General features: G+C 50.8%; 20 protein-coding genes. 10 read left to right on the top strand and 10 right to left on the bottom strand.

The features are described from left to right. Positions 1-6: 6 nt before the first annotated feature. The 6 genes from ACJHX4_RS20900 to syd all read right to left on the bottom strand — a co-directional run bounded on the left by ACJHX4_RS20900 (position 7) and on the right by syd (position 5880). A complete protein-coding gene (locus ACJHX4_RS20900; protein ID WP_000211784.1) occupies positions 7-1347 on the bottom strand; it encodes an enolase C-terminal domain-like protein in 1341 nt (446 codons plus the stop codon). Position 1348: 1 nt separating this feature from the next. Continuing rightward, positions 1349-2701 carry a galactarate/glucarate/glycerate transporter GudP gene (gudP, locus tag ACJHX4_RS20895; protein WP_000097082.1) on the bottom strand — a complete coding sequence of 451 codons (1353 nt, stop codon included), beginning with the start codon at positions 2699-2701 and terminating at the stop codon, positions 1349-1351. 433 nt (positions 2702-3134) lie between these two features. Next, complete coding sequence (locus ACJHX4_RS20890) at positions 3135-3584, bottom strand: flavodoxin (protein WP_000807757.1); 450 nt, start codon at positions 3582-3584, stop codon at positions 3135-3137. 17 nt (positions 3585-3601) lie between these two features. After that, a complete protein-coding gene (truC, locus tag ACJHX4_RS20885; RefSeq protein ID WP_000889999.1) occupies positions 3602-4384 on the bottom strand; it encodes a tRNA pseudouridine(65) synthase TruC in 783 nt (260 codons plus the stop codon). After that, entirely contained in the window at positions 4384-4713 is a 330-nt protein-coding gene (locus ACJHX4_RS20880) for a YqcC family protein (protein WP_000206991.1), read from the bottom strand. Before ACJHX4_RS20880 ends, truC begins: the two co-directional genes overlap by 1 nt. A gap of 621 nt (positions 4714-5334) precedes the next feature. Next, positions 5335-5880, bottom strand: a complete 546-nt coding sequence (gene syd, locus ACJHX4_RS20875) for a SecY-interacting protein (protein WP_000342445.1) — start codon at positions 5878-5880, stop codon at positions 5335-5337. Positions 5881-5947: 67 nt separating this feature from the next. On the opposite strand from syd, the gene queF reads away from it, so the two are divergent. The 5 genes from queF to xni all read left to right on the top strand — a co-directional run bounded on the left by queF (position 5948) and on the right by xni (position 12410). Beyond that, entirely contained in the window at positions 5948-6796 is an 849-nt protein-coding gene (gene queF / locus ACJHX4_RS20870; protein WP_000100405.1) for an NADPH-dependent 7-cyano-7-deazaguanine reductase QueF, read from the top strand. Positions 6797-6907: 111 nt separating this feature from the next. Continuing rightward, on the top strand, positions 6908-8272 hold the full coding sequence (ppnN, locus tag ACJHX4_RS20865) for a nucleotide 5'-monophosphate nucleosidase PpnN (protein ID WP_000627995.1): 1365 nt from the start codon (positions 6908-6910) through the stop codon (positions 8270-8272). Positions 8273-8828: 556 nt separating this feature from the next. Beyond that, positions 8829-10118 carry an HAAAP family serine/threonine permease SdaC gene (gene sdaC, locus ACJHX4_RS20860; protein ID WP_000450473.1) on the top strand — a complete coding sequence of 430 codons (1290 nt, stop codon included), beginning with the start codon at positions 8829-8831 and terminating at the stop codon, positions 10116-10118. 57 nt (positions 10119-10175) lie between these two features. Beyond that, entirely contained in the window at positions 10176-11543 is a 1368-nt protein-coding gene (sdaB, locus tag ACJHX4_RS20855) for an L-serine ammonia-lyase II (RefSeq protein ID WP_000626404.1), read from the top strand. A 111-nt stretch (positions 11544-11654) separates the two neighbouring features. Further along, positions 11655-12410, top strand: coding sequence for a flap endonuclease Xni (gene xni, locus ACJHX4_RS20850; protein ID WP_001296330.1), 756 nt, complete (start codon positions 11655-11657; stop codon positions 12408-12410). A 104-nt stretch (positions 12411-12514) separates the two neighbouring features. Here the strand turns inward: xni and fucO are convergent, their stop codons facing one another. Together fucO and fucA are read right to left on the bottom strand one after the other, a co-directional pair. After that, positions 12515-13663, bottom strand: a complete 1149-nt coding sequence (gene fucO / locus ACJHX4_RS20845; protein ID WP_001531913.1) for a lactaldehyde reductase — start codon at positions 13661-13663, stop codon at positions 12515-12517. 27 nt (positions 13664-13690) lie between these two features. Then, positions 13691-14338 (bottom strand): L-fuculose-phosphate aldolase, encoded by a 648-nt coding sequence (gene fucA / locus ACJHX4_RS20840; protein WP_000440772.1) that lies wholly within the window; start codon positions 14336-14338, stop codon positions 13691-13693. 546 nt (positions 14339-14884) lie between these two features. On the opposite strand from fucA, the gene fucP reads away from it, so the two are divergent. The 5 genes from fucP (at position 14885) to fucR (ending at position 20749) form a co-directional block, all read left to right on the top strand. Next, positions 14885-16201: an L-fucose:H+ symporter permease gene (gene fucP, locus ACJHX4_RS20835; RefSeq protein ID WP_000528587.1), complete on the top strand. Its 1317-nt coding sequence runs from the start codon at positions 14885-14887 to the stop codon at positions 16199-16201. 32 nt (positions 16202-16233) lie between these two features. After that, positions 16234-18009: an L-fucose isomerase gene (gene fucI, locus ACJHX4_RS20830; protein ID WP_000724161.1), complete on the top strand. Its 1776-nt coding sequence runs from the start codon at positions 16234-16236 to the stop codon at positions 18007-18009. A 108-nt stretch (positions 18010-18117) separates the two neighbouring features. Beyond that, positions 18118-19536: an L-fuculokinase gene (fucK, locus tag ACJHX4_RS20825; protein ID WP_001296331.1), complete on the top strand. Its 1419-nt coding sequence runs from the start codon at positions 18118-18120 to the stop codon at positions 19534-19536. A 1-nt stretch (position 19537) separates the two neighbouring features. Next, on the top strand, positions 19538-19960 hold the full coding sequence (gene fucU / locus ACJHX4_RS20820) for an L-fucose mutarotase (protein WP_000920840.1): 423 nt from the start codon (positions 19538-19540) through the stop codon (positions 19958-19960). Positions 19961-20017: 57 nt separating this feature from the next. Continuing rightward, complete coding sequence (gene fucR, locus ACJHX4_RS20815; RefSeq protein ID WP_000642344.1) at positions 20018-20749, top strand: L-fucose operon activator; 732 nt, start codon at positions 20018-20020, stop codon at positions 20747-20749. Between the two features lie 43 nt (positions 20750-20792). On the opposite strand, the gene rlmM is transcribed toward fucR, so the two are convergent. Together rlmM and ACJHX4_RS20805 are read right to left on the bottom strand one after the other, a co-directional pair. Further along, positions 20793-21893, bottom strand: a complete 1101-nt coding sequence (rlmM, locus tag ACJHX4_RS20810; RefSeq protein ID WP_001531914.1) for a 23S rRNA (cytidine(2498)-2'-O)-methyltransferase RlmM — start codon at positions 21891-21893, stop codon at positions 20793-20795. Next, complete coding sequence (locus ACJHX4_RS20805; RefSeq protein WP_000203905.1) at positions 21886-22281, bottom strand: DUF423 domain-containing protein; 396 nt, start codon at positions 22279-22281, stop codon at positions 21886-21888. Before ACJHX4_RS20805 ends, rlmM begins: the two co-directional genes overlap by 8 nt. Position 22282: the final 1 nt, after the last annotated feature.

Below are 22282 nucleotides of genomic sequence, written 5' to 3'. Positions count from 1 at the left end.
TCAGAATCAATGACGGCCGAAAACGGGGCGTTTACGGTCAAAGGTCCAGCCGGGGATCAGGTACTGCATCGGGCCTGCGTCGTTACGCGCACCGCCAGGCAGACGTTTATAGGCCTCATGTGCCTTTTGTACCTGTTCCCAGTCCAGTTCCACGCCCAGACCGGGCGCATCAGGAACGGCAATTTTTCCGTTTTTAATCTCCAGCGGATTTTTGGTCAGACGACAATCGCCCTCCTGCCAAATCCAGTGGGTATCGATAGCGGTAGGATTACCCGGTGCCGCCGCGCCCACATGGGTAAACATCGCCAGAGAGATATCAAAGTGGTTATTAGAATGGCAGCCCCAGGTCAGCCCCCAGTCGTCGCAAAGTTGCGCCACGCGGACTGCACCGGAAAGCGTCCAGAAGTGCGGATCGGCAAGTGGAATATCTACCGCATTGAGCATCACCGCATGACCCATTTCGCGCCAGTTGGTGGCAATCATGTTGGTCGCGACGGGCAAGCCGGTCGCCCGTCGAAACTCCGCCATCACTTCACGACCGGAGAAACCCTGCTCAGCGCCGCACGGGTCTTCCGCATAGGTAAGAACATCATTCAGCCCTTTGCACAGAGAAATGGCTTCATCAAGCAGCCAGGCACCATTGGGATCAACGGTAATCCGCGCATCCGGGAAGCGTTTCTTCAATGCACGAACAGTGTCGATTTCTTGCTCGCCAGGTAACACGCCACCCTTAAGTTTGAAATCTTTAAAGCCATAGCGATCCTGTGAGGCTTCCGCCAGACGCACAACGGCTTCGCTGTTCATCGCTTTCTGATGCCGCAACTGATACCACTCATGGTTGCCCGGCGTATTTTCCAGATAAGGAAGATCGGTTTTGGTCCGATCACCGATATAAAACAGATAACCGAGAACGGTAATAGCATCACGTTGCTTGCCTGGCCCTAACAGTTCGCAGACCGGAACATTCAGCGCCTGACCTAACAGGTCAAGCAAGGCGGCTTCCAGCGCCGCTACGGCATTAACGCGCAATTCAAAAGTCCAGGCACCTTTGCCGAAGGTATCAAAATCGGCTGCCTGATTACCTTTATGCACCTGCTGAACCACTTTATTCAGGCGCGCAACTTCCTGGCCCAGCACCATCGGAATAGCCCCGACCAGTGTTTGATAAATCACCTCTCCGCCCGGCGCTTCACCAATGCCGGTATGCCCGGCATTATCGGTGAGTACCACAATATTGCGGGTGAAATATGCGTTATGTGCACCACCAATATTAAGCAACATGCTGTCATGTCCGGCGACCGGAATGACTTTCATATCAGTAATAACAGGACTGGATTGTGTCGTCATCTTATTGCCCCGCGACAGGTTTCAGCTCAATACGCTTGATATCGCCCACCAGCACCAGGTAGCTGAGTACCGCGATTAAGGCATGAACACCAACATAAATCAGCGCCCCATTAAAGGAGCCAGTCGTGCCAACGATATAACCAATTGCGATTGGCGTGACGATGCCAGAAATGTTACCAAACATGTTGAACAGGCCACCGGAAAGACCGCTGATCTCTTTTGGCGCAGTATCAGCCATTACAGCCCAACCCAGCGCACCGATCCCCTTACCGAAGAAGGCCAGCGCCATAAAGCCGATGATCATCCACTCAACGTTGACGTAGTTGCAGAACACCATCACCATCGACAACAACATGCCCATCACGATCGGTGTTTTACGCGCAATGTTCAGTGAACCCGTGCGACGCATCAGCCAGTCGGAAATAATCCCCCCCAACACACCGCCGATAAAACCGCAAACCGCCGGAACGGAAGCCACAAAGCCCGCTTTCAGAATCGACATCCCGCGCGCCTGCACCAGATAAACCGGGAACCAGGTAATGAAAAAGTAAGTCAGGGCGTTGATACAGTACTGACCGATATAAACGCCGATCATCATCCGTGACCCGAGCAGCTGTTTGATCTGCCCCCACTTCACGCTGAACGGCACTTTAACTTTGGTGTTTTGCTGATCCATATTGATCAGCGCGCCACCCGCGGCGATGTACTCCAGCTCTTTCTGATTTACGCCCGGATGTTGATTTGGCTCGTGGATGACTTTCAACCAGATAAAGCTGATGACAATGCCCAGACCGCCCATAAAGAAGAAGACGTGTGACCAGCCCACTTCATGAGTCAGCCAGCCCATAATCGGCGCGAAGATAACCGTTGCGAAGTATTGGGCGGAGTTAAAAATCGACACCGCCGTTCCCCTTTCCTGCGCCGGAAACCAGGCCGCAACAATGCGGCTGTTGCCAGGGAAAGATGGCGCTTCAGCAAGCCCGACCAGGAAGCGCAGTGTAAACAGGGCCACGATAATGCCGAATCCACTAAAGATATCGACGAAGCCTTGCAGCAAGGTAAACATCGACCAGATAAAGATCGACCAGAAGTAGACGCGTTTTGAACCAAAACGATCCAGCAACCAGCCACCAGGGATCTGCCCGATAACATAAGCCCATGAGAAGGCAGAGAACACATAGCCCATTCCCACGGGATCAAGGCCGATATCTTTGGCCATTTCCGAACCGGCAATAGAAAGCGTAGCGCGGTCGCCGTAGTTGAAGGATGTGACGATAAACAACATCACCACTATCCAGTAACGAGCATTCGTGCGTTTTTCCACACTGCTCGCAGCCTGACTTAAAGAACTCATTGTTGCACTCCTGAAAATTCGCGTTAGCCACGCTCACTCTGGACTGCGACATCGCCAGGAAATCAGAGGTGACGTAGGGTGTTTTTGCCGTTTTTATAGGTCGTTCGCCGAATACGGCGCGTGTTTATATCTGGCAATAGCAGTATAAAAAGCGCGCCATAGCGGCTCACCGTGCAACAACACAACATTAATGCGTTCAATGAGGCCCGATTTTGGCATTAGCCCTGGACGGTGGAATCCACTTCACGGAAATGAAAACAAGAACAAGAAAGGAAGGGTTAAAACGAAGAAATAAAGAAGAGTATGAAATGGATCGCTTGACTCCAGGCAAACGCCAGTAAAAATCCGCGCTATGAAGCAGTTTTTACTGGCATTTGCCTGAAAAGATTCGATTCAGCACCGCTAAAACGGCATTTACCGCTCGCTGAACATATCAGGACAACATCGTGCCCCAATGTTCAACCCACGGATTTGATTCCGTTTCCGGTTCCGGGTTCTCACTGGCGTCAATCAACAGCATTTCGCCAACCCGCTGAGCGCTCTGTTCCTGCAACAAGGCATCGAACTGTTTGCCGCCATTGCAGAAATTCACATAACTACTGTCGCCGAGCGCAATCACGCCATAACGCAGATTCGGCTGGAAGCCCAGGGTATCTTTAATTCCCTGAAAGAGCGGCACAATGCTATCAGGAAGGTCGCCCTGCCCGGTCGTGGACGTAACCACCAGAACATACTTATCCTGATAGGGCAGCCAGTCGCTTAATTCAGGATCTTCAAATACCGTTGCTTTGTGGCCCTGCGCGGTCAGAATCGCTTCCGCTTCTTCGGCCACTAACAGCGAATTTCCGTACATAGTGCCGACAAAAATACCAATTTCCGCCATACCGTTTTCTCCCTGGATTAGGAACTTATCTCTCCATCCTGACCCGATGGCGCACTGAACTCAACCCTTTCATTTTCAGGAAGCAGACCCCGCCAGCCAAATTGTGATAACGCCTGCATCCAGGTGTCGTCCAGGCCCGCGTGAATAGCCAGCGGCTCGCCAGTAAAAGGATGCGTCAATGACAACTGACTGGCATGCAGCATTAACCGCTGAAGGCCAAAATGCTCAGCACCGCTGCGATTCTGGCGTAAATCACCATGTTTGCTGTCGCCAATAATCGGGTGCCGCAAATGGGCAAGATGGCGACGAAGCTGGTGCTTGCGTCCAGTTTTCGGCTCCAGTTCCACCAGGCCGTAGCGCGTGGTCGGGTAACGTCCAGTCGCTACCGGCATTTCTACGGTCGCCAGACCGCGATAATGCGTCACTGCTGGCTGCGGGCCTTTATCTTCGCGGGCAAATTTATCAGCGATTTTGTCCAGTTCTTCCACCAGTGGATAATCCAGCACCGCTTCTTCCATCAACCAGCCACGCACAATCGCATGGTAACGTTTCTGGATTTGGTGCTGTTCAAACTGTTGTGCCAGCAGCCGTCCGGCTTCGCTGGATAATCCCATCAACAACACACCAGAAGTTGGTCGGTCCAGACGATGAGCAGTAAAAACATGCTGGCCTATCTGGTCACGCACGGTTTGCATGACCACTACTTTCTCGTCGCGATCCAGCCAGCTGCGGTGAACCAGCCAGCCGGAGGGTTTATTTACCGCAACCAGCCATTCATCCTGATAGAGTATTTCCAGCATTAGCTCGCATCATCCGCAAAAAGAGCATCCAGTTTCTCCAGCTCAGCCAGAATAAGCGCGCGTTGCGGATGATCAGTCGCCAGCGCCATTTCATAATAGGGCGCAACAGCAAAAGCGCCCGGTAACGGCTGGTTGTTATCTAACAAATCGTGCATTCGCGGGATCAGCACCCACTGCAACCACTCCAGTGGTTCCATGGTGTCCATAAAGAACGGTTGGGTACTATTAAATTGATGCGGCTGGGGTTCATCGTTTCGCCAGTGCTGATGTTCACGCAGTAACGCTTCAAGCGCCTGCAACTGGAGACGAACGCGGTCATGAGTGGTCATAAAGCAACCTCAATAAGAAAAACTGCCGCGAAGGATAGCAGGAATAAAAAAAGGGAGCACTGTATTCACAGTGCTCCCGGTTCGTTTCGCAGCATTCCAGCTACTTTTGTTGCTCCCTGCTCATCCTTGACAACTTTTCCTCTGGCCTTGCGGCCAATCGTTCATCCTGAACTATTGCTTCCTGCTCACACCACCCCGATGTGATACTTCATCCTGAAGTGTCCCTGGCCTTCCTGACCCACCGAATCATCCTGACCGGTTCTCATTCTCCATCCTGGAGGTGTCCTTTAACGCGTCCTGCGTCATCCTCTTCGCTTCATCCAGAAGCCTTTCCCTGAAACACCATCCTGGTGTGTCCTTCAGAAGTGTCATCATCCTGATGTTCACTTCGTTGTCTGACTCCCTGTCGACGAAGATAGAATCGTCTTTTTCTCGAAGTCTTACAAGGCGCTTACAGACAATGCCTTAAGGAAAATTTCATATGAAAGTTAAGAATTAACAAGCAACATGTTGTTTTTAAATGAGAATAACGATTCTTATCTTTTTAAGTATTCGCTTATTTCCTGGCGATCTCCTACAGAGTCTGTAAGAGATCTCTCACAATCAGATGGGGTATTTGGATTACAGAAGAGGCTTAAGTTGATTAAGGAATTCCGCAAGATTTGAGGCTAAATGCGTCCGTTTACGTGTTCCCAGCGTCTCTTTGCACACTTCACCGGAGAGATTACACACCGAGATGACCTCTAACTCTTCTTCCAGCGTCGCGATAAATAGCGTGGGCGGCAGTTTTAGCCTTTTCTGAGTCACCAGATGACCAATCAGATTTTCCTGCACCCGACGGAAGTCGTCTTCACTCCAGGTTTGCAGCAATGTCAGTTTGATATCGCCAAACTGCGCGTGCATATCCCCGGCAAACTGAGTCGTATAAAAGGTATGAATCGTGGGTTGTATCACAATATCAAAAGCGCGTTCAACCGCGTTTACATTTTGTTCCCCGGTAAACGGCTGGGGTTGCCAGTATACGGCATCTTCGGTAGTTGAAATAATGCACGGTGAAGGAACGCCGTACAGTTCCTCACTTAACGGCCAGCTTTTATGCTCTTCATGCCACGCATCGCAGTAGCGTGCAGTAAAATCTTTCAGGGCTCGTGCGGTCAAATCGTCCACTAATTTCTCTCTTCACTTAAACCAGATACACTTGTCGTTTAGTTTATCTGGTTTATGACGGTGAAACATGTCTTCTTATGCAAACCATCAGGCACTTGCGGGCCTGACACTTGGAAAATCAACCGATTACCGGGATACCTATGACGCCAGCCTACTGCAAGGCGTTCCACGCAGCCTGAATCGCGACCCGCTGGGTCTGAAAGCGGATAACCTGCCTTTTCACGGTACGGATATCTGGACGCTGTATGAACTTTCCTGGCTGAATGCGAAAGGTTTGCCGCAACTCGCTGTCGGTCATGTTGAACTTGATTACACCAGCGTAAATCTGATTGAGTCGAAGAGTTTTAAGCTCTATCTCAACAGTTTTAACCAGACGCGTTTTAATAACTGGGATGAGGTGCGCCAGACGCTAGAGCGCGACTTAAGCACTTGCGCCCAGGGTAAGGTTAGCGTGGCGTTATATCGTCTTGATGAACTGGAAGGCCAGCCGATAGGTCATTTCAATGGCACCTGCATTGATGACCAGGATATCACTATCGATAACTATGAATTCACTACTGACTATCTGGAGAATGCCACCAGCGGTGAAAAAGTAGTGGAAGAGACGCTTGTCAGCCACCTGCTGAAATCAAACTGCCTGATCACCCATCAACCAGATTGGGGTTCCATCCAAATTCAGTATCGTGGACGCCAAATTGACAGAGAAAAACTGCTGCGTTACCTGGTCTCTTTCCGTCATCACAACGAGTTCCACGAACAGTGCGTGGAACGCATCTTTAATGACCTGTTACGCTTCTGCCAGCCAGAGAAATTGAGCGTTTACGCACGTTATACCCGTCGTGGCGGTCTGGACATTAACCCGTGGCGCAGTAATAGCGATTTTGTCCCATCGACCACAAGACTGGTTCGGCAATAAATTTTTTCTCAATTTTGCGTGCTGGATTCACGCAGAAGGTTGTGAAAGGTCATCAGGCAGGGCTATTGTAATCAAAGGGAATGACGATATTCGTCCCATAAGGAGTTTTTCTTGATTACACATATTAGCCCGCTTGGCTCCATGGATATGTTGTCGCAGCTGGAAGTGGATATGCTTAAACGCACCGCCAGCAGCGACCTCTATCAACTGTTTCGCAACTGTTCACTTGCCGTACTGAACTCCGGTAGTTTGACCGATAACAGCAAAGAATTGCTGTCTCGTTTTGAAAATTTCGATATTAACGTCCTGCGACGTGAACGCGGCGTAAAGCTGGAACTGATAAATCCCCCGGAAGAGGCTTTTGTCGATGGGCGAATTATTCGCGCTTTGCAGGCCAACTTGTTCGCGGTTCTGCGTGACATTCTCTTCGTTTATGGGCAAATTCATAACACCGTTCGTTTTCCCAACCTGAATCTCGACAACTCCGTCCACATCACTAACCTGGTCTTTTCCATCTTGCGTAACGCTCGCGCGCTGCATGTCGGTGAAGCGCCAAATATGGTGGTCTGCTGGGGCGGTCACTCAATTAACGAAAACGAGTATTTGTATGCCCGTCGCGTCGGGAATCAGTTGGGCCTGCGTGAACTGAATATCTGCACCGGCTGTGGTCCGGGAGCGATGGAAGCGCCGATGAAAGGTGCTGCGGTCGGACACGCGCAGCAGCGTTACAAAGACAGTCGCTTTATTGGTATGACAGAGCCGTCGATTATCGCCGCTGAACCGCCTAACCCGCTGGTCAACGAATTGATCATCATGCCAGATATCGAAAAACGTCTGGAAGCGTTTGTCCGTATCGCTCACGGTATCATTATCTTCCCTGGCGGTGTGGGTACAGCAGAAGAGTTGCTGTATTTGCTGGGAATTTTAATGAACCCGGCCAACAAAGATCAGGTTTTACCATTGATCCTCACCGGCCCGAAAGAGAGCGCCGACTACTTCCGCGTACTGGACGAGTTTGTCGTGCATACGCTGGGTGAAAACGCGCGCCGCCATTACCGCATCATCATTGATGACGCCGCTGAAGTCGCTCGTCAGATGAAAAAATCGATGCCGCTGGTGAAAGAAAATCGCCGCGACACTGGTGACGCTTACAGCTTTAACTGGTCAATGCGCATTGCGCCAGATTTGCAAATGCCGTTTGAGCCGTCTCACGAGAATATGGCTAATCTGAAGCTTTACCCGGATCAACCCGTTGAAGTGCTGGCTGCCGACCTGCGCCGTGCGTTCTCCGGTATTGTGGCGGGTAATGTAAAAGAAGTCGGTATTCGCGCCATTGAAGAGTTTGGTCCTTACAAAATCAACGGCGACAAAGAGATTATGCGTCGTATGGACGACCTGCTACAGGGTTTTGTTGCCCAGCATCGTATGAAGTTGCCAGGCTCAGCCTACATCCCTTGCTACGAAATCTGCACGTAATCTCCCCTCCCCCGGTGACGTTTGTTGCCGGGTTTTATCGTTTTTGGTCACTTACTCATCAACTCATTTCATTTGTTATATGAATGTTTCTTACCAACCTCACGCGACAAATATCACCACAGTTAATATGTCATACAATTTATGTTGAAACGCAAACGTTTCCCTATTTTCATAAACCACATTTTATCGCCATGAAAAAGAAATTATCGCCATGATTAACTAAAAGTATTGATTTTTCCAGTTCAACCTACATATATTGCGCGCCCCAGAAGAAGTCAGATGTCGTTTAATGGGCAAATATTGCCCTTAAATTCTCTTTTACTTTTGATTTACAGAGTAAAGCGTTGTGATTATCTATCTTCCAAGTAGATTATTGTATTTGGGATCAAGATCACTGATAGATACATAACTTGTGTGTATCTTTCCGCCCTCAAATTATTACGGTGGAAAATGATTAAGCCATCGCCGATAGACAGATTTCATTTTTACGGTCAGGCACCTTCCCGGGCTGAACTGGCTAAAAGCTGAATTATTTGCATTCCTCCAGGAGAAATAGATGGAAACGACTCAAACCAGCACGATTGCGTCGAAAGACTCTCGTAGTGCCTGGCGCAAGACAGACACCATGTGGATGCTGGGCCTTTACGGCACGGCAATCGGCGCGGGCGTGCTGTTCCTGCCAATCAACGCCGGTGTTGGCGGTATGATCCCGCTGATCATCATGGCTATCCTTGCATTCCCGATGACGTTTTTTGCTCACCGCGGCCTGACTCGCTTCGTACTGTCTGGTAAAAACCCGGGCGAAGACATCACCGAGGTTGTAGAAGAACACTTTGGTATTGGCGCAGGTAAACTGATTACTCTGCTCTACTTCTTCGCTATCTACCCGATCCTGCTGGTTTATAGCGTGGCAATCACCAATACAGTTGAAAGCTTCATGTCTCACCAACTGGGTATGACGCCACCGCCACGTGCGATTCTGTCGCTGATCCTGATCGTGGGTATGATGACCATCGTTCGCTTCGGTGAGCAGATGATCGTTAAAGCGATGAGTATTCTGGTATTCCCGTTTGTTGGCGTACTGATGCTGCTGGCTCTGTACCTGATCCCGCAGTGGAACGGCGCAGCACTGGAAACGCTGTCTCTGGACACTGCATCTGCAACCGGAAACGGTCTGTGGATGACCCTGTGGCTGGCAATTCCGGTAATGGTGTTCTCGTTCAACCACTCTCCGATCATCTCTTCTTTCGCCGTTGCGAAGCGTGAAGAGTACGGCGATATGGCAGAACAGAAATGCTCTAAGATCCTGGCATTCGCACACATCATGATGGTGCTGACCGTAATGTTCTTCGTCTTCAGCTGCGTACTGAGCCTGACTCCGGCAGACCTGGCTGCGGCTAAAGAGCAGAACATCTCGATTCTGTCTTACCTGGCTAACCACTTTAACGCGCCGATCATCGCGTGGATGGCTCCGATTATCGCGATTATCGCTATCACCAAATCCTTCCTCGGCCACTACCTGGGCGCACGTGAAGGCTTCAACGGTATGGTGATTAAATCTCTGCGTGGTAAAGGTAAGTCTATCGAAATCAACAAGCTGAACCGTATCACTGCGCTGTTCATGCTGGTAACGACCTGGATTGTTGCCACCCTGAACCCGAGCATCCTGGGTATGATTGAAACCCTGGGCGGCCCAATCATCGCGATGATCCTGTTCCTGATGCCGATGTACGCAATTCAGAAAGTACCGGCAATGCGTAAGTACAGCGGTCACATCAGCAACGTATTCGTTGTCGTGATGGGTCTGATTGCAATCTCCGCAATCTTCTACTCTCTGTTCAGCTAAGTCCTTTCGCGCCGCTTTCGGGCGGCGCTTCCTCCGTTTTAACGCGATGTATTTCCTATGATTAGCGTATTCGATATTTTCAAAATCGGCATTGGCCCTTCCAGTTCTCATACCGTTGGACCAATGAAAGCGGGTAAACAATTTACCGACGATCTGATTGCCCGTAACCTGCTTAAAGACGTGACCCGCGTGGTGGTTGACGTGTACGGCTCGCTCTCTCTGACCGGTAAAGGCCACCACACAGATATCGCCATAATTATGGGTCTGGCGGGTAACCTGCCGGATACCGTGGATATCGATTCCATCCCTGGTTTTATTCAGGATGTGAATACTCATGGTCGCCTGATGCTGGCAAACGGTCAGCATGAAGTGGAGTTCCCGGTTGATCAGTGCATGAACTTCCATGCCGACAACCTTTCTCTGCATGAAAACGGTATGCGCATTACCGCGCTGGCGGGCGATAAAGTCGTTTACAGCCAGACTTATTACTCTATTGGCGGTGGCTTTATCGTTGATGAAGAGCATTTTGGTCAGCAGGATAGCGCACCGGTTGAAGTTCCTTATCCGTACAGTTCCGCTGCCGATCTACAAAAACATTGTCAGGAAACCGGGCTGTCACTCTCTGGCCTGATGATGAAAAACGAGCTGGCGCTGCACAGCAAAGAAGAGCTGGAACAGCACCTGGCGAACGTCTGGGAAGTCATGCGTGGCGGTATTGAACGCGGTATTTCTACCGAAGGCGTGTTACCTGGCAAACTGCGCGTTCCACGCCGTGCTGCGGCACTACGCCGGATGCTGGTCAGCCAGGATAAAACCACCACTGACCCGATGGCGGTAGTTGACTGGATCAACATGTTTGCACTGGCAGTGAACGAAGAGAACGCTGCTGGCGGTCGCGTGGTGACTGCGCCGACTAACGGTGCGTGCGGGATTATCCCGGCCGTGCTGGCGTACTACGACAAGTTTATCCGCGAAGTGAACGCTAACTCACTGGCGCGTTACCTGCTGGTAGCCAGCGCCATTGGTTCTCTTTATAAGATGAACGCCTCGATTTCTGGTGCCGAAGTCGGCTGCCAGGGTGAAGTCGGCGTGGCGTGCTCTATGGCGGCAGCTGGTCTGGCAGAACTGTTAGGCGCAAGCCCGGCGCAGGTGTGCATCGCGGCGGAAATCGCCATGGAGCATAACCTCGGTCTGACGTGTGACCCGGTTGCTGGACAGGTGCAGGTACCGTGCATCGAGCGTAACGCCATTGCGGCAGTAAAAGCGGTGAACGCCGCGCGTATGGCGCTGCGCCGTACCAGCGAGCCGCGCGTCTGCCTCGATAAAGTTATCGAGACCATGTACGAAACAGGTAAAGATATGAACGCCAAGTACCGCGAAACCTCTCGCGGCGGCCTGGCAATGAAGATCGTTGCCTGCGATTAATCGCTCTCCAGAGGCCTCTTTTTGCGAGGCCTCTTCCCGATTTCTCATCCAGCCATAGCCTGTTCTGGCATCGAATGTTACCCTTATCGCCTGATCTTTAAGGGGGTTATCGTGGCTGTTCATTTGCTTATTGTCGATGCACTGAATCTTATTCGTCGCATTCATGCCGTTCAGGGTTCGCCCTGTGTCGAAACCTGCCAGCACGCGCTCGATCAGCTCATTATGCACAGCCAGCCAACCCACGCGGTCGCCGTTTTTGATGATGAAAACCGCAGTAGCGGCTGGCGTCATCAGCGTTTACCAGATTACAAAGCGGGTCGACCGCCAATGCCGGAAGAGTTGCACAACGAGATGCCTGCATTACGCGCCGCCTTTGAGCAACGCGGCGTCCCGTGCTGGTCCGCCAGCGGCAACGAAGCCGATGACTTAGCCGCCACGCTGGCGGTCAAAGTGACACAGGCCGGGCATCAGGCAACGATTGTTTCGACAGATAAAGGCTACTGTCAGTTACTTTCACCGACATTACGTATTCGTGATTACTTCCAGAAACGTTGGCTGGATGCGCCATTTATCGATAAAGAATTTGGCGTTCAACCGCAGCAGTTGCCCGATTACTGGGGGCTTGCGGGGATCAGCAGTTCAAAGGTACCGGGTGTTGCGGGGATCGGACCAAAAAGCGCCACGCAGCTACTGGTCGAGTTTCAGAGTCTGGAAGGGATATATGAGAATCTGGATGCGGTTGCCGAAAAGTGGCGCAAAAAATTAGAAACCCATAAAGAGATGGCGTTTCTGTGCCGCGATATTGCCCGCTTACAAACCGATTTGCATATCGACGGCAATTTACAGCAATTGCGGTTGGTAAGGTAACGGCGTGCCGGATGCAAACGATTATCAACACATTGAATTTAATGCACTTATATGCCGGATAAGACGCGGCTAGCGTCGCATCCGGCATTATCACATCAGCACATTTACCAGGCGGTATGGTAAAGCTCTACAATATCCTCAAGCGTTGCTTCACGCGGGTTGCCACCGGTACAAACATCATCCAGTGCCGCCTGCGCCAGTGCCGGAATGTCTTCCTTGCGTACACCAACATCACGTAAATGTGGCGGAATACCGACATCACGGTTGAGAGCAAACACCGCTTCAACGGCGGCATTACGCGCCTCTTCCAGGCTCATACCTTCCACTTTCACGCCCATAACGCGCGCGATATCGCGGTACTTCTCATCGGTAAAGTCAGCGTTATAGCGCATGACATGCGGTAACAGGATGGCGTTCGCAACACCGTGTGGCGTGTTGTAAAACGCGCCCAGTGGATGCGCCATACCATGCACCAACCCTAACCCAACATTCGAGAATCCCATACCCGCAACATACTGCCCGAGCGCCATTTCTTCTCCGGCATCCTTATCACCAGCAACCGATCCTCGCAGCGCCCCAGCAATGATTTCAATCGCTTTAATGTGCAGCGCATCAGTTAGCGCCCACGCGCCACGGGTAATATACCCCTCAATAGCATGAGTGAGCGCATCGACACCCGTCGCGGCTTTCAGCGCTGGAGGCATACCATCCATCATGTCAGCGTCAATAAACGCCACCTGCGGGATATCATGCGGATCAACGCAAACAAACTTGCGCCGTTTCTCTTCGTCAGTGATCACGTAGTTAATGGTCACTTCTGCCGCAGTGCCTGCTGTGGTGGGGATTGCCAGAATCGGTACACTGGGTTTATTGGTCGGGGAAAGCCCTTCCAGGCTACGCACATCGGCAAACTCCGGGTTGTTGCTGATAATGCCAATCGCTTTACACGTATCCTGTGGAGAACCACCACCAATAGCGATCAGGTAATCCGCGCCGCTATTCTGGAATACATCGAGCCCTTCTTTGACGACAGTAATTGTTGGGTTAGGTACTACGCCGTCGTAAATCGCCCATGCCAGTCCTGCGGCATCCATCTTGTCGGTCACTTTCGCCACCACGCCGCATTGCACCAGCGTTTTATCGGTGACGATCAGCGCCTTCTGATAACCACGGCGTTTCACTTCATCGGTTAAAGCTCCAACAGCACCTCGACCAAACCATGCCGTTTCGTTCAGAATCATTCTGTTAGCCATCATCCTTCTCCTTGTTGCTTTACGAAATTACTCTTCAATCCGTAACCCGTAGGTTTTGAATTTCTCCAGCACTACGGCAATCTCTTCATCGCTCAGCACTGGCACCGGGTCCGTAATCGCCAGGGTCGTCAGGTAAAGTTGTGCCAGCACTTCAACTTCATGCGCCAGCCATAACGCTTTCTCCAGATTCGCCTCACAAGCGATAAGCCCATGATGTTGTAACAAAGTTGCCTTACGATTTTTGAGAGCCAGCGCAACATGTTCAGAAAGTTCGCGTGTTCCAAAGGTCGCATAAGGCGCGCAAGGAATAGAATTACCGCCAGCCGCCGCAATCATGTAGTGAATCGCGGGGATCGGTCGGTTAAGAATGGAAACTGCCGTACAATGAACGGCATGATTGTGAACAACCGCGTTGGCATCCGGTCTGCTTTGATAGGCCGCCATATGGAAACGCCACTCGCTTGAGGGGAGTTTTCCTTCCTCATGTTTGCCGTTGCCATCAATAAAGACAATATGCGACTCCGTCAGTTTTTCATATGGAATACCTGTAGGCGTAATCAGCATCCCATCCTGATAACGTACACTGACGTTACCCGCTGTTCCCTGGTTCAGCCCCAGGCGAGTCATTTCCAGGCAAGTGTCAATAATCTGACGAGCAAGTTTATTTCGTTCCATTAGCTACCTCTCTCTGATTCAAAACAGGGCAATAATGTTGTTCCTTTCACACTATTGAATTAGCCGTTTAATTACTCACCATATTCTTCCTGATTAACCAGAAAGAAATTCACAAGCTTATATTTTGTGACCTGGTTCAACTAATCACAGTAAATAACTGCAAGTTCTCTTTTTATAACCCCATTAAAAATGACCGCTCTTAAAAATATTTATCAAAACGGTCATTTTTCTACTCCTCCCTGCCAGGAATGCCCGTTTTCGGCACAAACAATTAATACGGTCATCTGGTTTGTGTTTTTTATGATTTATTTTCTGAAACGGGCATGAAATTTCGATTATTAAAGTGATGGTAGTCACATAAAGTCACCCTCCGGCTAATAAGTGTGACCGCCGTCATATTACAGAGCGTTTTTTATTTGAAAATGAATCCATGAGTTCATTTCAGACAGGCAAATATTCACTGATATGAAGCCCGAACTCGCTGGTTTTGCACTTTTGAAAACATAACCGATTACGTGCTTAAGCTTCTGAACCTAAGAGGATGCTATGGGAAACACATCAATACAAACGCAGAGTTACCGTGCGGTAGATAAAGATGCAGGGCAAAGCAGAAGTTACATTATTCCATTCGCGCTGCTGTGCTCACTGTTTTTTCTTTGGGCGGTAGCCAATAACCTTAACGACATTTTATTGCCTCAATTCCAGCAGGCTTTTACGCTGACAAATTTCCAGGCTGGCCTGATCCAATCGGCCTTTTACTTTGGTTATTTCATTATCCCAATCCCTGCCGGGATATTGATGAAAAAACTCAGTTATAAAGCAGGGATTATTACCGGATTGTTTTTATATGCCTTCGGCGCTGCATTATTCTGGCCCGCCGCAGAAATAATGAACTACACCTTGTTTTTAGTTGGCCTATTTATTATTGCAGCCGGATTAGGTTGTCTGGAAACTGCCGCAAACCCTTTTGTTACGGTATTAGGGCCGGAAAGCAGTGGTCACTTCCGCTTAAATCTTGCGCAAACATTTAACTCATTTGGCGCAATTATCGCGGTTGTCTTTGGGCAAAGTCTTATTTTGTCTAACGTGCCACATCAATCGCAAGACGTTCTCGATAAAATGTCTCCAGAGCAATTGAGTGCGTATAAACACAGCCTGGTATTATCGGTACAGACACCTTATATGATCATCGTGGCTATCGTGTTACTGGTCGCCCTGCTGATCATGCTGACGAAATTCCCGGCATTGCAGAGTGATAATCACAGTGACGCCAAACAAGGATCGTTCTCCGCATCGCTTTCTCGCCTGGCGCGTATTCGCCACTGGCGCTGGGCAGTATTAGCGCAATTCTGCTACGTTGGCGCACAAACGGCCTGCTGGAGCTATTTAATTCGCTACGCTGTAGAAGAAATTCCAGGTATGACAGCAGGCTTTGCCGCTAACTATTTAACCGGAACCATGGTGTGCTTCTTTATTGGTCGTTTCACCGGTACCTGGCTCATCAGTCGCTTCGCGCCACACAAAGTCCTGGCAGCCTACGCATTAATCGCTATGGCACTGTGCCTGATCTCAGCCTTCGCTGGCGGTCATGTGGGCTTAATAGCCCTGACTTTATGCAGTGCCTTTATGTCGATTCAGTACCCAACAATCTTCTCGCTGGGCATTAAGAATCTCGGCCAGGACACCAAATACGGTTCGTCCTTCATCGTTATGACCATTATTGGCGGCGGTATTGTCACTCCGGTCATGGGGTTTGTCAGTGACGCAGCGGGCAACATCCCCACTGCCGAACTGATCCCGGCACTCTGCTTCGCAGTCATCTTTATCTTTGCCCGTTTCCGTTCTCAAACGGCAACTAACTGAACATATTTTCCGAATAAAGTGAGGAATCAGTAATGAAAAAAATCAGCTTACCGAAAATTGGTATCCGCCCGGTTATTGACGGTCGTCGCATGGGTGTTCGTGAGTCGCTTGAAGAACAAACAATGAATATGGCGAAAGCCACGGCTGCACTGCTGACCGAGAAACTGCGCCATGCCTGCGGAGCTGCCGTCGAGTGTGTCATTTCCGATACCTGTATCGCGGGTATGGCTGAAGCCGCTGCTTGCGAAGAAAAATTCAGCAGTCAGAATGTAGGCCTCACCATTACGGTAACGCCTTGCTGGTGCTATGGCAGTGAAACCATCGACATGGATCCAACCCGCCCGAAAGCCATTTGGGGCTTTAACGGCACTGAACGTCCCGGCGCTGTTTACCTGGCAGCGGCTCTGGCAGCTCACAGCCAGAAAGGCATCCCGGCATTCTCCATTTACGGTCATGACGTTCAGGATGCCGATGACACATCGATTCCTGCCGATGTTGAAGAAAAACTGCTGCGCTTTGCCCGCGCCGGTTTAGCAGTCGCCAGCATGAAAGGTAAAAGTTATCTGTCGCTGGGCGGCGTTTCGATGGGTATCGCCGGTTCCATCGTTGATCACAACTTCTTTGAATCCTGGCTGGGAATGAAAGTCCAGGCGGTGGATATGACCGAACTGCGTCGCCGTATCGATCAGAAGATTTACGACGAAGCCGAACTGGAAATGGCGCTGGCCTGGGCTGATAAAAACTTCCGCTATGGCGAAGATGAAAATAACAAACAGTATCAACGCAATGCCGAGCAAAGCCGCGCAGTTCTGCGCGAAAGTTTACTGATGGCGATGTGTATCCGCGACATGATGCAAGGCAATAGCAAACTGGCCGATATTGGTCGCGTGGAAGAATCACTTGGCTACAACGCCATCGCTGCAGGCTTCCAGGGGCAACGTCACTGGACCGATCAATATCCCAATGGCGATACCGCTGAAGCGATCCTCAACAGTTCATTTGACTGGAATGGCGTGCGCAAACCGTTTGTCGTGGCGACCGAAAACGACAGTCTTAACGGCGTGGCAATGTTAATGGGCCACCAGCTCACCGGCACCGCTCAGGTATTTGCCGATGTCCGTACCTACTGGTCACCAGAAGCAATTGAGCGTGTAACGGGGCATAAACTGGACGGGCTGGCAGAACACGGCATCATCCATTTGATCAACTCCGGTTCTGCTGCGCTGGACGGCTCCTGTAAACAACGCGACAGCGAAGGTAAACCGACGATGAAGCCGCACTGGGAAATCTCTCAGCAAGAGGCTGACGCTTGCCTCGCCGCTACCGAATGGTGCCCGGCGATCCACGAATACTTCCGTGGCGGCGGTTACTCTTCCCGCTTCCTTACCGAAGGCGGCGTCCCGTTCACCATGACTCGTGTCAACATCATCAAAGGCCTGGGACCGGTACTGCAAATCGCGGAAGGCTGGAGCGTGGAATTGCCGAAGGATGTGCATGACATCCTCAACAAACGCACCAACTCAACCTGGCCAACCACCTGGTTTGCACCGCGCCTCACCGGTAAAGGGCCGTTTACGGATGTGTACTCGGTAATGGCGAACTGGGGCGCTAACCACGGAGTTCTGACCATCGGCCACGTTGGCGCAGACTTTATCACTCTTGCCTCCATGCTGCGTATCCCGGTATGTATGCACAACGTTGAAGAGACCAAAGTGTATCGTCCTTCTGCCTGGGCCGCGCACGGCATGGATATTGAAGGCCAGGATTACCGCGCTTGCCAGAACTACGGCCCGTTGTACAAGCGTTAATACATGACTCCCTGATGTGATGCCCGGTCGCTCCGGCTACCGGGCCTGAACAAGCAAGAGTGGTTAGCCGGATAAGCAATGTTATCCGGCTATATTGCAGGAGCGATTATGAAACAAGAAGTTATCCTGGTACTCGACTGTGGCGCGACCAATGTCAGGGCCATCGCGGTTAATCGGCAGGGAAAAATTGTTGCCCGCGCCTCAACGCCTAATGCCAGCGATATCGCGATGGAAAACAACACCTGGCACCAGTGGTCTTTAGACGCCATTTTGCAACGCTTTGCTGATTGCTGTCGGCAAATCAATAGTGAACTGACTGATTGCCACATCCGTGGTATCGCCGTCACCACCTTTGGTGTGGATGGCGCTCTGGTAGATAAGCAAGGCAATCTGCTCTATCCGATCATTAGCTGGAAATGTCCGCGAACAGCCGTGGTAATGGACAATATTGAACGGTTGATCTCCGCACAGCAGTTGCAGGCTATTTCTGGAGTCGGAGCCTTTAGTTTCAATACGTTATATAAGTTGGTGTGGTTGAAAGAAAATCATCCACAACTGCTGGAACGCGCGCACGCCTGGCTCTTTATTTCGTCGCTGATTAACCACCGTTTAACCGGCGAATTCACTACTGATATTACGATGGCCGGAACCAGCCAGATGCTGGATATCCAGCAACGCGATTTCAGTCCGCAAATTTTACAAGCCACCAGTATTCCACGCCGACTCTTCCCTCGTCTGGTGGAAGCGGGTGAACAGATTGGTACGCTACAGAACAGCGCCGCAGCAATGCTCGGCTTACCCGTTGGCATACCGGTGATTTCCGCAGGTCACGATACCCAGTTCGCCCTTTTTGGCGCTGGTGCCGAACAAAATGAACCCGTGCTCTCTTCCGGTACATGGGAAATTTTAATGGTCCGCAGCGCCCAGGTTGATACTTCGCTGTTAAGTCAGTACGCCGGTTCTACCTGCGAACTGGATAGCCAGGCAGGGTTGTATAACCCAGGTATGCAATGGCTGGCATCCGGCGTGCTGGAATGGGTGAGAAAACTGTTCTGGACGGCTGAAACTCCCTGGCAAATGTTGATTGAAGAAGCTCGCCTGATCGCGCCTGGCGCAGATGGAGTGAAAATGCAGTGTGATTTATTGTCGTGCCAGAACGCTGGCTGGCAAGGCGTAACGCTTAATACCACGCGGGGGCATTTCTATCGCGCGGCGCTGGAAGGGTTAACCACGCAATTACAGCGCAATCTACAGATGCTGGAAAAAATCGGGCACTTTAAAGCCTCTGAATTATTGTTAGTCGGCGGAGGAAGTCGCAACACATTGTGGAATCAGATTAAAGCCAATATGCTTGATATTCCGGTAAAAGTTCTCGACGATGCCGAAACGACCGTCGCAGGAGCTGCGCTGTTTGGTTGGTATGGCGTAGGGGAATTTAACAGCCCGGAAGAAGCCCGCGCGCAGATTCATTATCAGTACCGTTATTTCTACCCGCAAACTGAACCTGAATTTATAGAGGAGGTGTGAAATGCTGAAAACAATTTCGCCGTTAATTTCTCCCGAACTATTGAAAGTGCTGGCAGAGATGGGGCATGGAGATGAAATTATTTTTTCCGATGCTCACTTTCCCGCCCATTCGATGGGACCGCAGGTGATCCGCGCTGATGGCCTGTTGGTGAGCGACTTGCTCCAGGCGATTATCCCGTTATTTGAACTGGACAGTTATGCACCACCGCTGGTGATGATGGCGGCGGTAGAAGGTGACACTCTCGATCCTGAAGTAGAACGACGTTACCGTAATGCGCTTTCACTACAAGCCCCGTGTCCTGACATCATCCGCATCAATCGTTTTGCGTTTTATGAACGGGCGCAAAAAGCCTTTGCGATCGTTATCACAGGCGAACGAGCGAAGTACGGGAATATTCTTTTAAAAAAAGGGGTAACACCGTAATCTCATACCGGTACGCCCGCATGACGCGGGCGGTTATCGAATGATGGGGTGAAAAATATGAAAGCGGCACGCCAGCAAGCGATAGTCGACCTGCTGCTGAACCATACCAGCCTGACCACGGAAGCTCTCTCTGAACAGCTAAAGGTCAGTAAAGAAACCATTCGTCGCGATCTCAATGAATTACAGACGCAGGGTAAAATTCTGCGCAATCATGGGCGCGCTAAATATATCCACCGTCAAAATCAAGACAGTGGCGATCCCTTTCACATCCGGCTGAAAAGCCATTATGCGCATAAAGCAGATATCGCGCGCGAGGCGCTCGCGTGGATTGAAGAAGGGATGGTGATAGCCTTAGACGCCAGTTCAACCTGCTGGTATCTGGCACGCCAGTTGCCTGACATCAACATCCAGGTCTTCACCAATAGCCATCCGATTTGCCATGAACTCGGTAAACGCGAACGCATTCAACTGATCAGTTCCGGCGGCACACTTGAGCGCAAATATGGCTGTTACGTCAATCCCTCGCTGATTTCCCAACTTAAATCGCTGGAAATCGATCTGTTTATTTTTTCTTGTGAAGGGATCGATAGCAGCGGCGCACTGTGGGACTCCAATGCCATCAACGCTGATTACAAATCAATGTTATTAAAACGTGCCGCGCAATCGTTGTTATTGATTGATAAAAGTAAATTTAATCGTTCAGGGGAAGCCCGCATCGGGCATCTGGATGAGGTCACGCACATTATTTCTGATGAGCGCCAGGTTGCAACTTCTTTGGTAACAGCCTGACGGAAAGGGTAGCAGGCCGGAGACGACGCCCCGGCCTTGCCTGTTATCGCTCGTCGCGACGACCACCCACCGCAGCCCAGATACGGCGGACGTGCACCGTCACTTCTTCGCGATCGTGATACAACTGCCGCGCCTGAATCTGAGCATTTATGCCATGTTCATCAAGCTGTGCCTGAATATACGCCAGATTGTGTGACACTTCTTCGTAGCGTTTTTTCATCGGCAGTTTGAGATTGAAGATAGTTTCACGGCACCAGCCATTAACCAGCCACTGCGCCATTAATGCCGCAACTTTCGCCGGTTTTTCAACCATATCGCATACCATCCAGGAGATATTGCTGCGTGTCGGACGGAATTTGAAACCGTCTTCCCGCAGCCACGTCACCTGCCCGGTATCCATCAGACTTTGCGCCATCGGGCCGTTGTCGACGGAATAAACCCACATGTTGCGCTTCACCAGTTGGTAGGTCCAGCCGCCTGGGCAAGCGCCCAAATCCACCGCCCACATCCCGTTCGCCAGGCGTTCATCCCACTCATCCGCGGGAATAAACACATGAAATGCCTCTTCCAGTTTGAGCGTGGAACGACTCGGCGCATCTGCCGGAAATTTCAGGCGCGGAATGCCCATATAGAACGGCGAATTATTGTTGCTGTATGAGTAACCGGTATAGCAACAGCCTGGTGCAATAAAGAATACATGCACAACCGGACGCTTCGGCGTTTCATAGTTCGCCAGCACCCCCGCATCACGCAAGGCAGCGCGTAGCGGCACGGTGAATTTACGGCAGAATTTCAGCAACTCTTTGCTTTCGTTGGTATCGGCAACTTCAACACGCAGTTCACCGCCCTTCTCTACTACACCCTGCAACATGCCAACAATGGGGGTAATACGATCTTCTGGCGGCAAATGCTGCAGGAGTTCCCCCACTACAAACCACTGGCGGGCAAAAATTAATGAACTGAACGGCAGCTCACGGATTAACTTATCGCCATCATCAGGTTGATAACATTCATAAATCACATAACCCGCATTCTCTTTCACGCGGGCAAAACCGAAAATTTCCCACTGGCCGGCTTTATCGGTAATTTCTGCGGCGCACTCTTTTTCAAAGCCCGGACGGCACAGCAATACAACCTTATTCATGACTTACGCCCTTGCGCTTTAAACGGATAGCACCAACTAACATTAACGCCCAACCCGCAAGGAAGCTCACGCCGCCAACCGGTGTAACAAACGCCCACAAACGCAGATGGGACAGCGCCAGGCAATAAAGGCTGCCGCTGAACAGCACCGTGCCTAACGCGAGGAAAACGCTACTCCAGTAAAACCAGATACTGATGCGACGCTGCATTGCCACCGCCAGACCTAAGATCGCCAGCGTATGAAACGCCTGGTATTCGAGGCCGGTCTGGATCCAGCCCATCTCAACGGCCCCCATGGTTTTACTTAACACATGCGCGCCAAAAGCGCCCAGAGCCACAAAAATGAAGCCGCTAATGGCGGCGAAAATCAGCATAAAACGGCTGGTCATG

The organism is Escherichia sp. WS2035, from assembly GCF_046487065.1.
GTDB lineage: Bacteria > Pseudomonadota > Gammaproteobacteria > Enterobacterales > Enterobacteriaceae > Escherichia > Escherichia coli.
The sequence above is the reverse complement of the archived record's forward strand: the minus strand, read 5'-3'. Positions and strand labels throughout refer to the sequence as shown.

Excerpts from the sequence above, each read along its gene's own strand:
- fucO (WP_001531913.1), bottom strand. The coding sequence starts at position 13,663 with ATGGCTAACAGAATGATTCTGAACGAAACGGCATGGTTTGGTCGAGGT.
- queF (WP_000100405.1), top strand. The coding sequence starts at position 5,948 with ATGTCTTCTTATGCAAACCATCAGGCACTTGCGGGCCTGACACTTGGA.
- gudP (WP_000097082.1), bottom strand. The coding sequence starts at position 2,701 with ATGAGTTCTTTAAGTCAGGCTGCGAGCAGTGTGGAAAAACGCACGAAT.
- fucU (WP_000920840.1), top strand. The coding sequence starts at position 19,538 with ATGCTGAAAACAATTTCGCCGTTAATTTCTCCCGAACTATTGAAAGTG.
- ACJHX4_RS20805 (WP_000203905.1), bottom strand. The coding sequence starts at position 22,281 with ATGACCAGCCGTTTTATGCTGATTTTCGCCGCCATTAGCGGCTTCATT.
- fucK (WP_001296331.1), top strand. The coding sequence starts at position 18,118 with ATGAAACAAGAAGTTATCCTGGTACTCGACTGTGGCGCGACCAATGTC.
- ACJHX4_RS20880 (WP_000206991.1), bottom strand. The coding sequence starts at position 4,713 with ATGACCACTCATGACCGCGTTCGTCTCCAGTTGCAGGCGCTTGAAGCG.
- truC (WP_000889999.1), bottom strand. The coding sequence starts at position 4,384 with ATGCTGGAAATACTCTATCAGGATGAATGGCTGGTTGCGGTAAATAAA.
- rlmM (WP_001531914.1), bottom strand. The coding sequence starts at position 21,893 with ATGAATAAGGTTGTATTGCTGTGCCGTCCGGGCTTTGAAAAAGAGTGC.
- fucP (WP_000528587.1), top strand. The coding sequence starts at position 14,885 with ATGGGAAACACATCAATACAAACGCAGAGTTACCGTGCGGTAGATAAA.
- sdaB (WP_000626404.1), top strand. The coding sequence starts at position 10,176 with ATGATTAGCGTATTCGATATTTTCAAAATCGGCATTGGCCCTTCCAGT.
- fucA (WP_000440772.1), bottom strand. The coding sequence starts at position 14,338 with ATGGAACGAAATAAACTTGCTCGTCAGATTATTGACACTTGCCTGGAA.
- fucI (WP_000724161.1), top strand. The coding sequence starts at position 16,234 with ATGAAAAAAATCAGCTTACCGAAAATTGGTATCCGCCCGGTTATTGAC.
- sdaC (WP_000450473.1), top strand. The coding sequence starts at position 8,829 with ATGGAAACGACTCAAACCAGCACGATTGCGTCGAAAGACTCTCGTAGT.
- ACJHX4_RS20890 (WP_000807757.1), bottom strand. The coding sequence starts at position 3,584 with ATGGCGGAAATTGGTATTTTTGTCGGCACTATGTACGGAAATTCGCTG.
- ACJHX4_RS20900 (WP_000211784.1), bottom strand. The coding sequence starts at position 1,347 with ATGACGACACAATCCAGTCCTGTTATTACTGATATGAAAGTCATTCCG.
- fucR (WP_000642344.1), top strand. The coding sequence starts at position 20,018 with ATGAAAGCGGCACGCCAGCAAGCGATAGTCGACCTGCTGCTGAACCAT.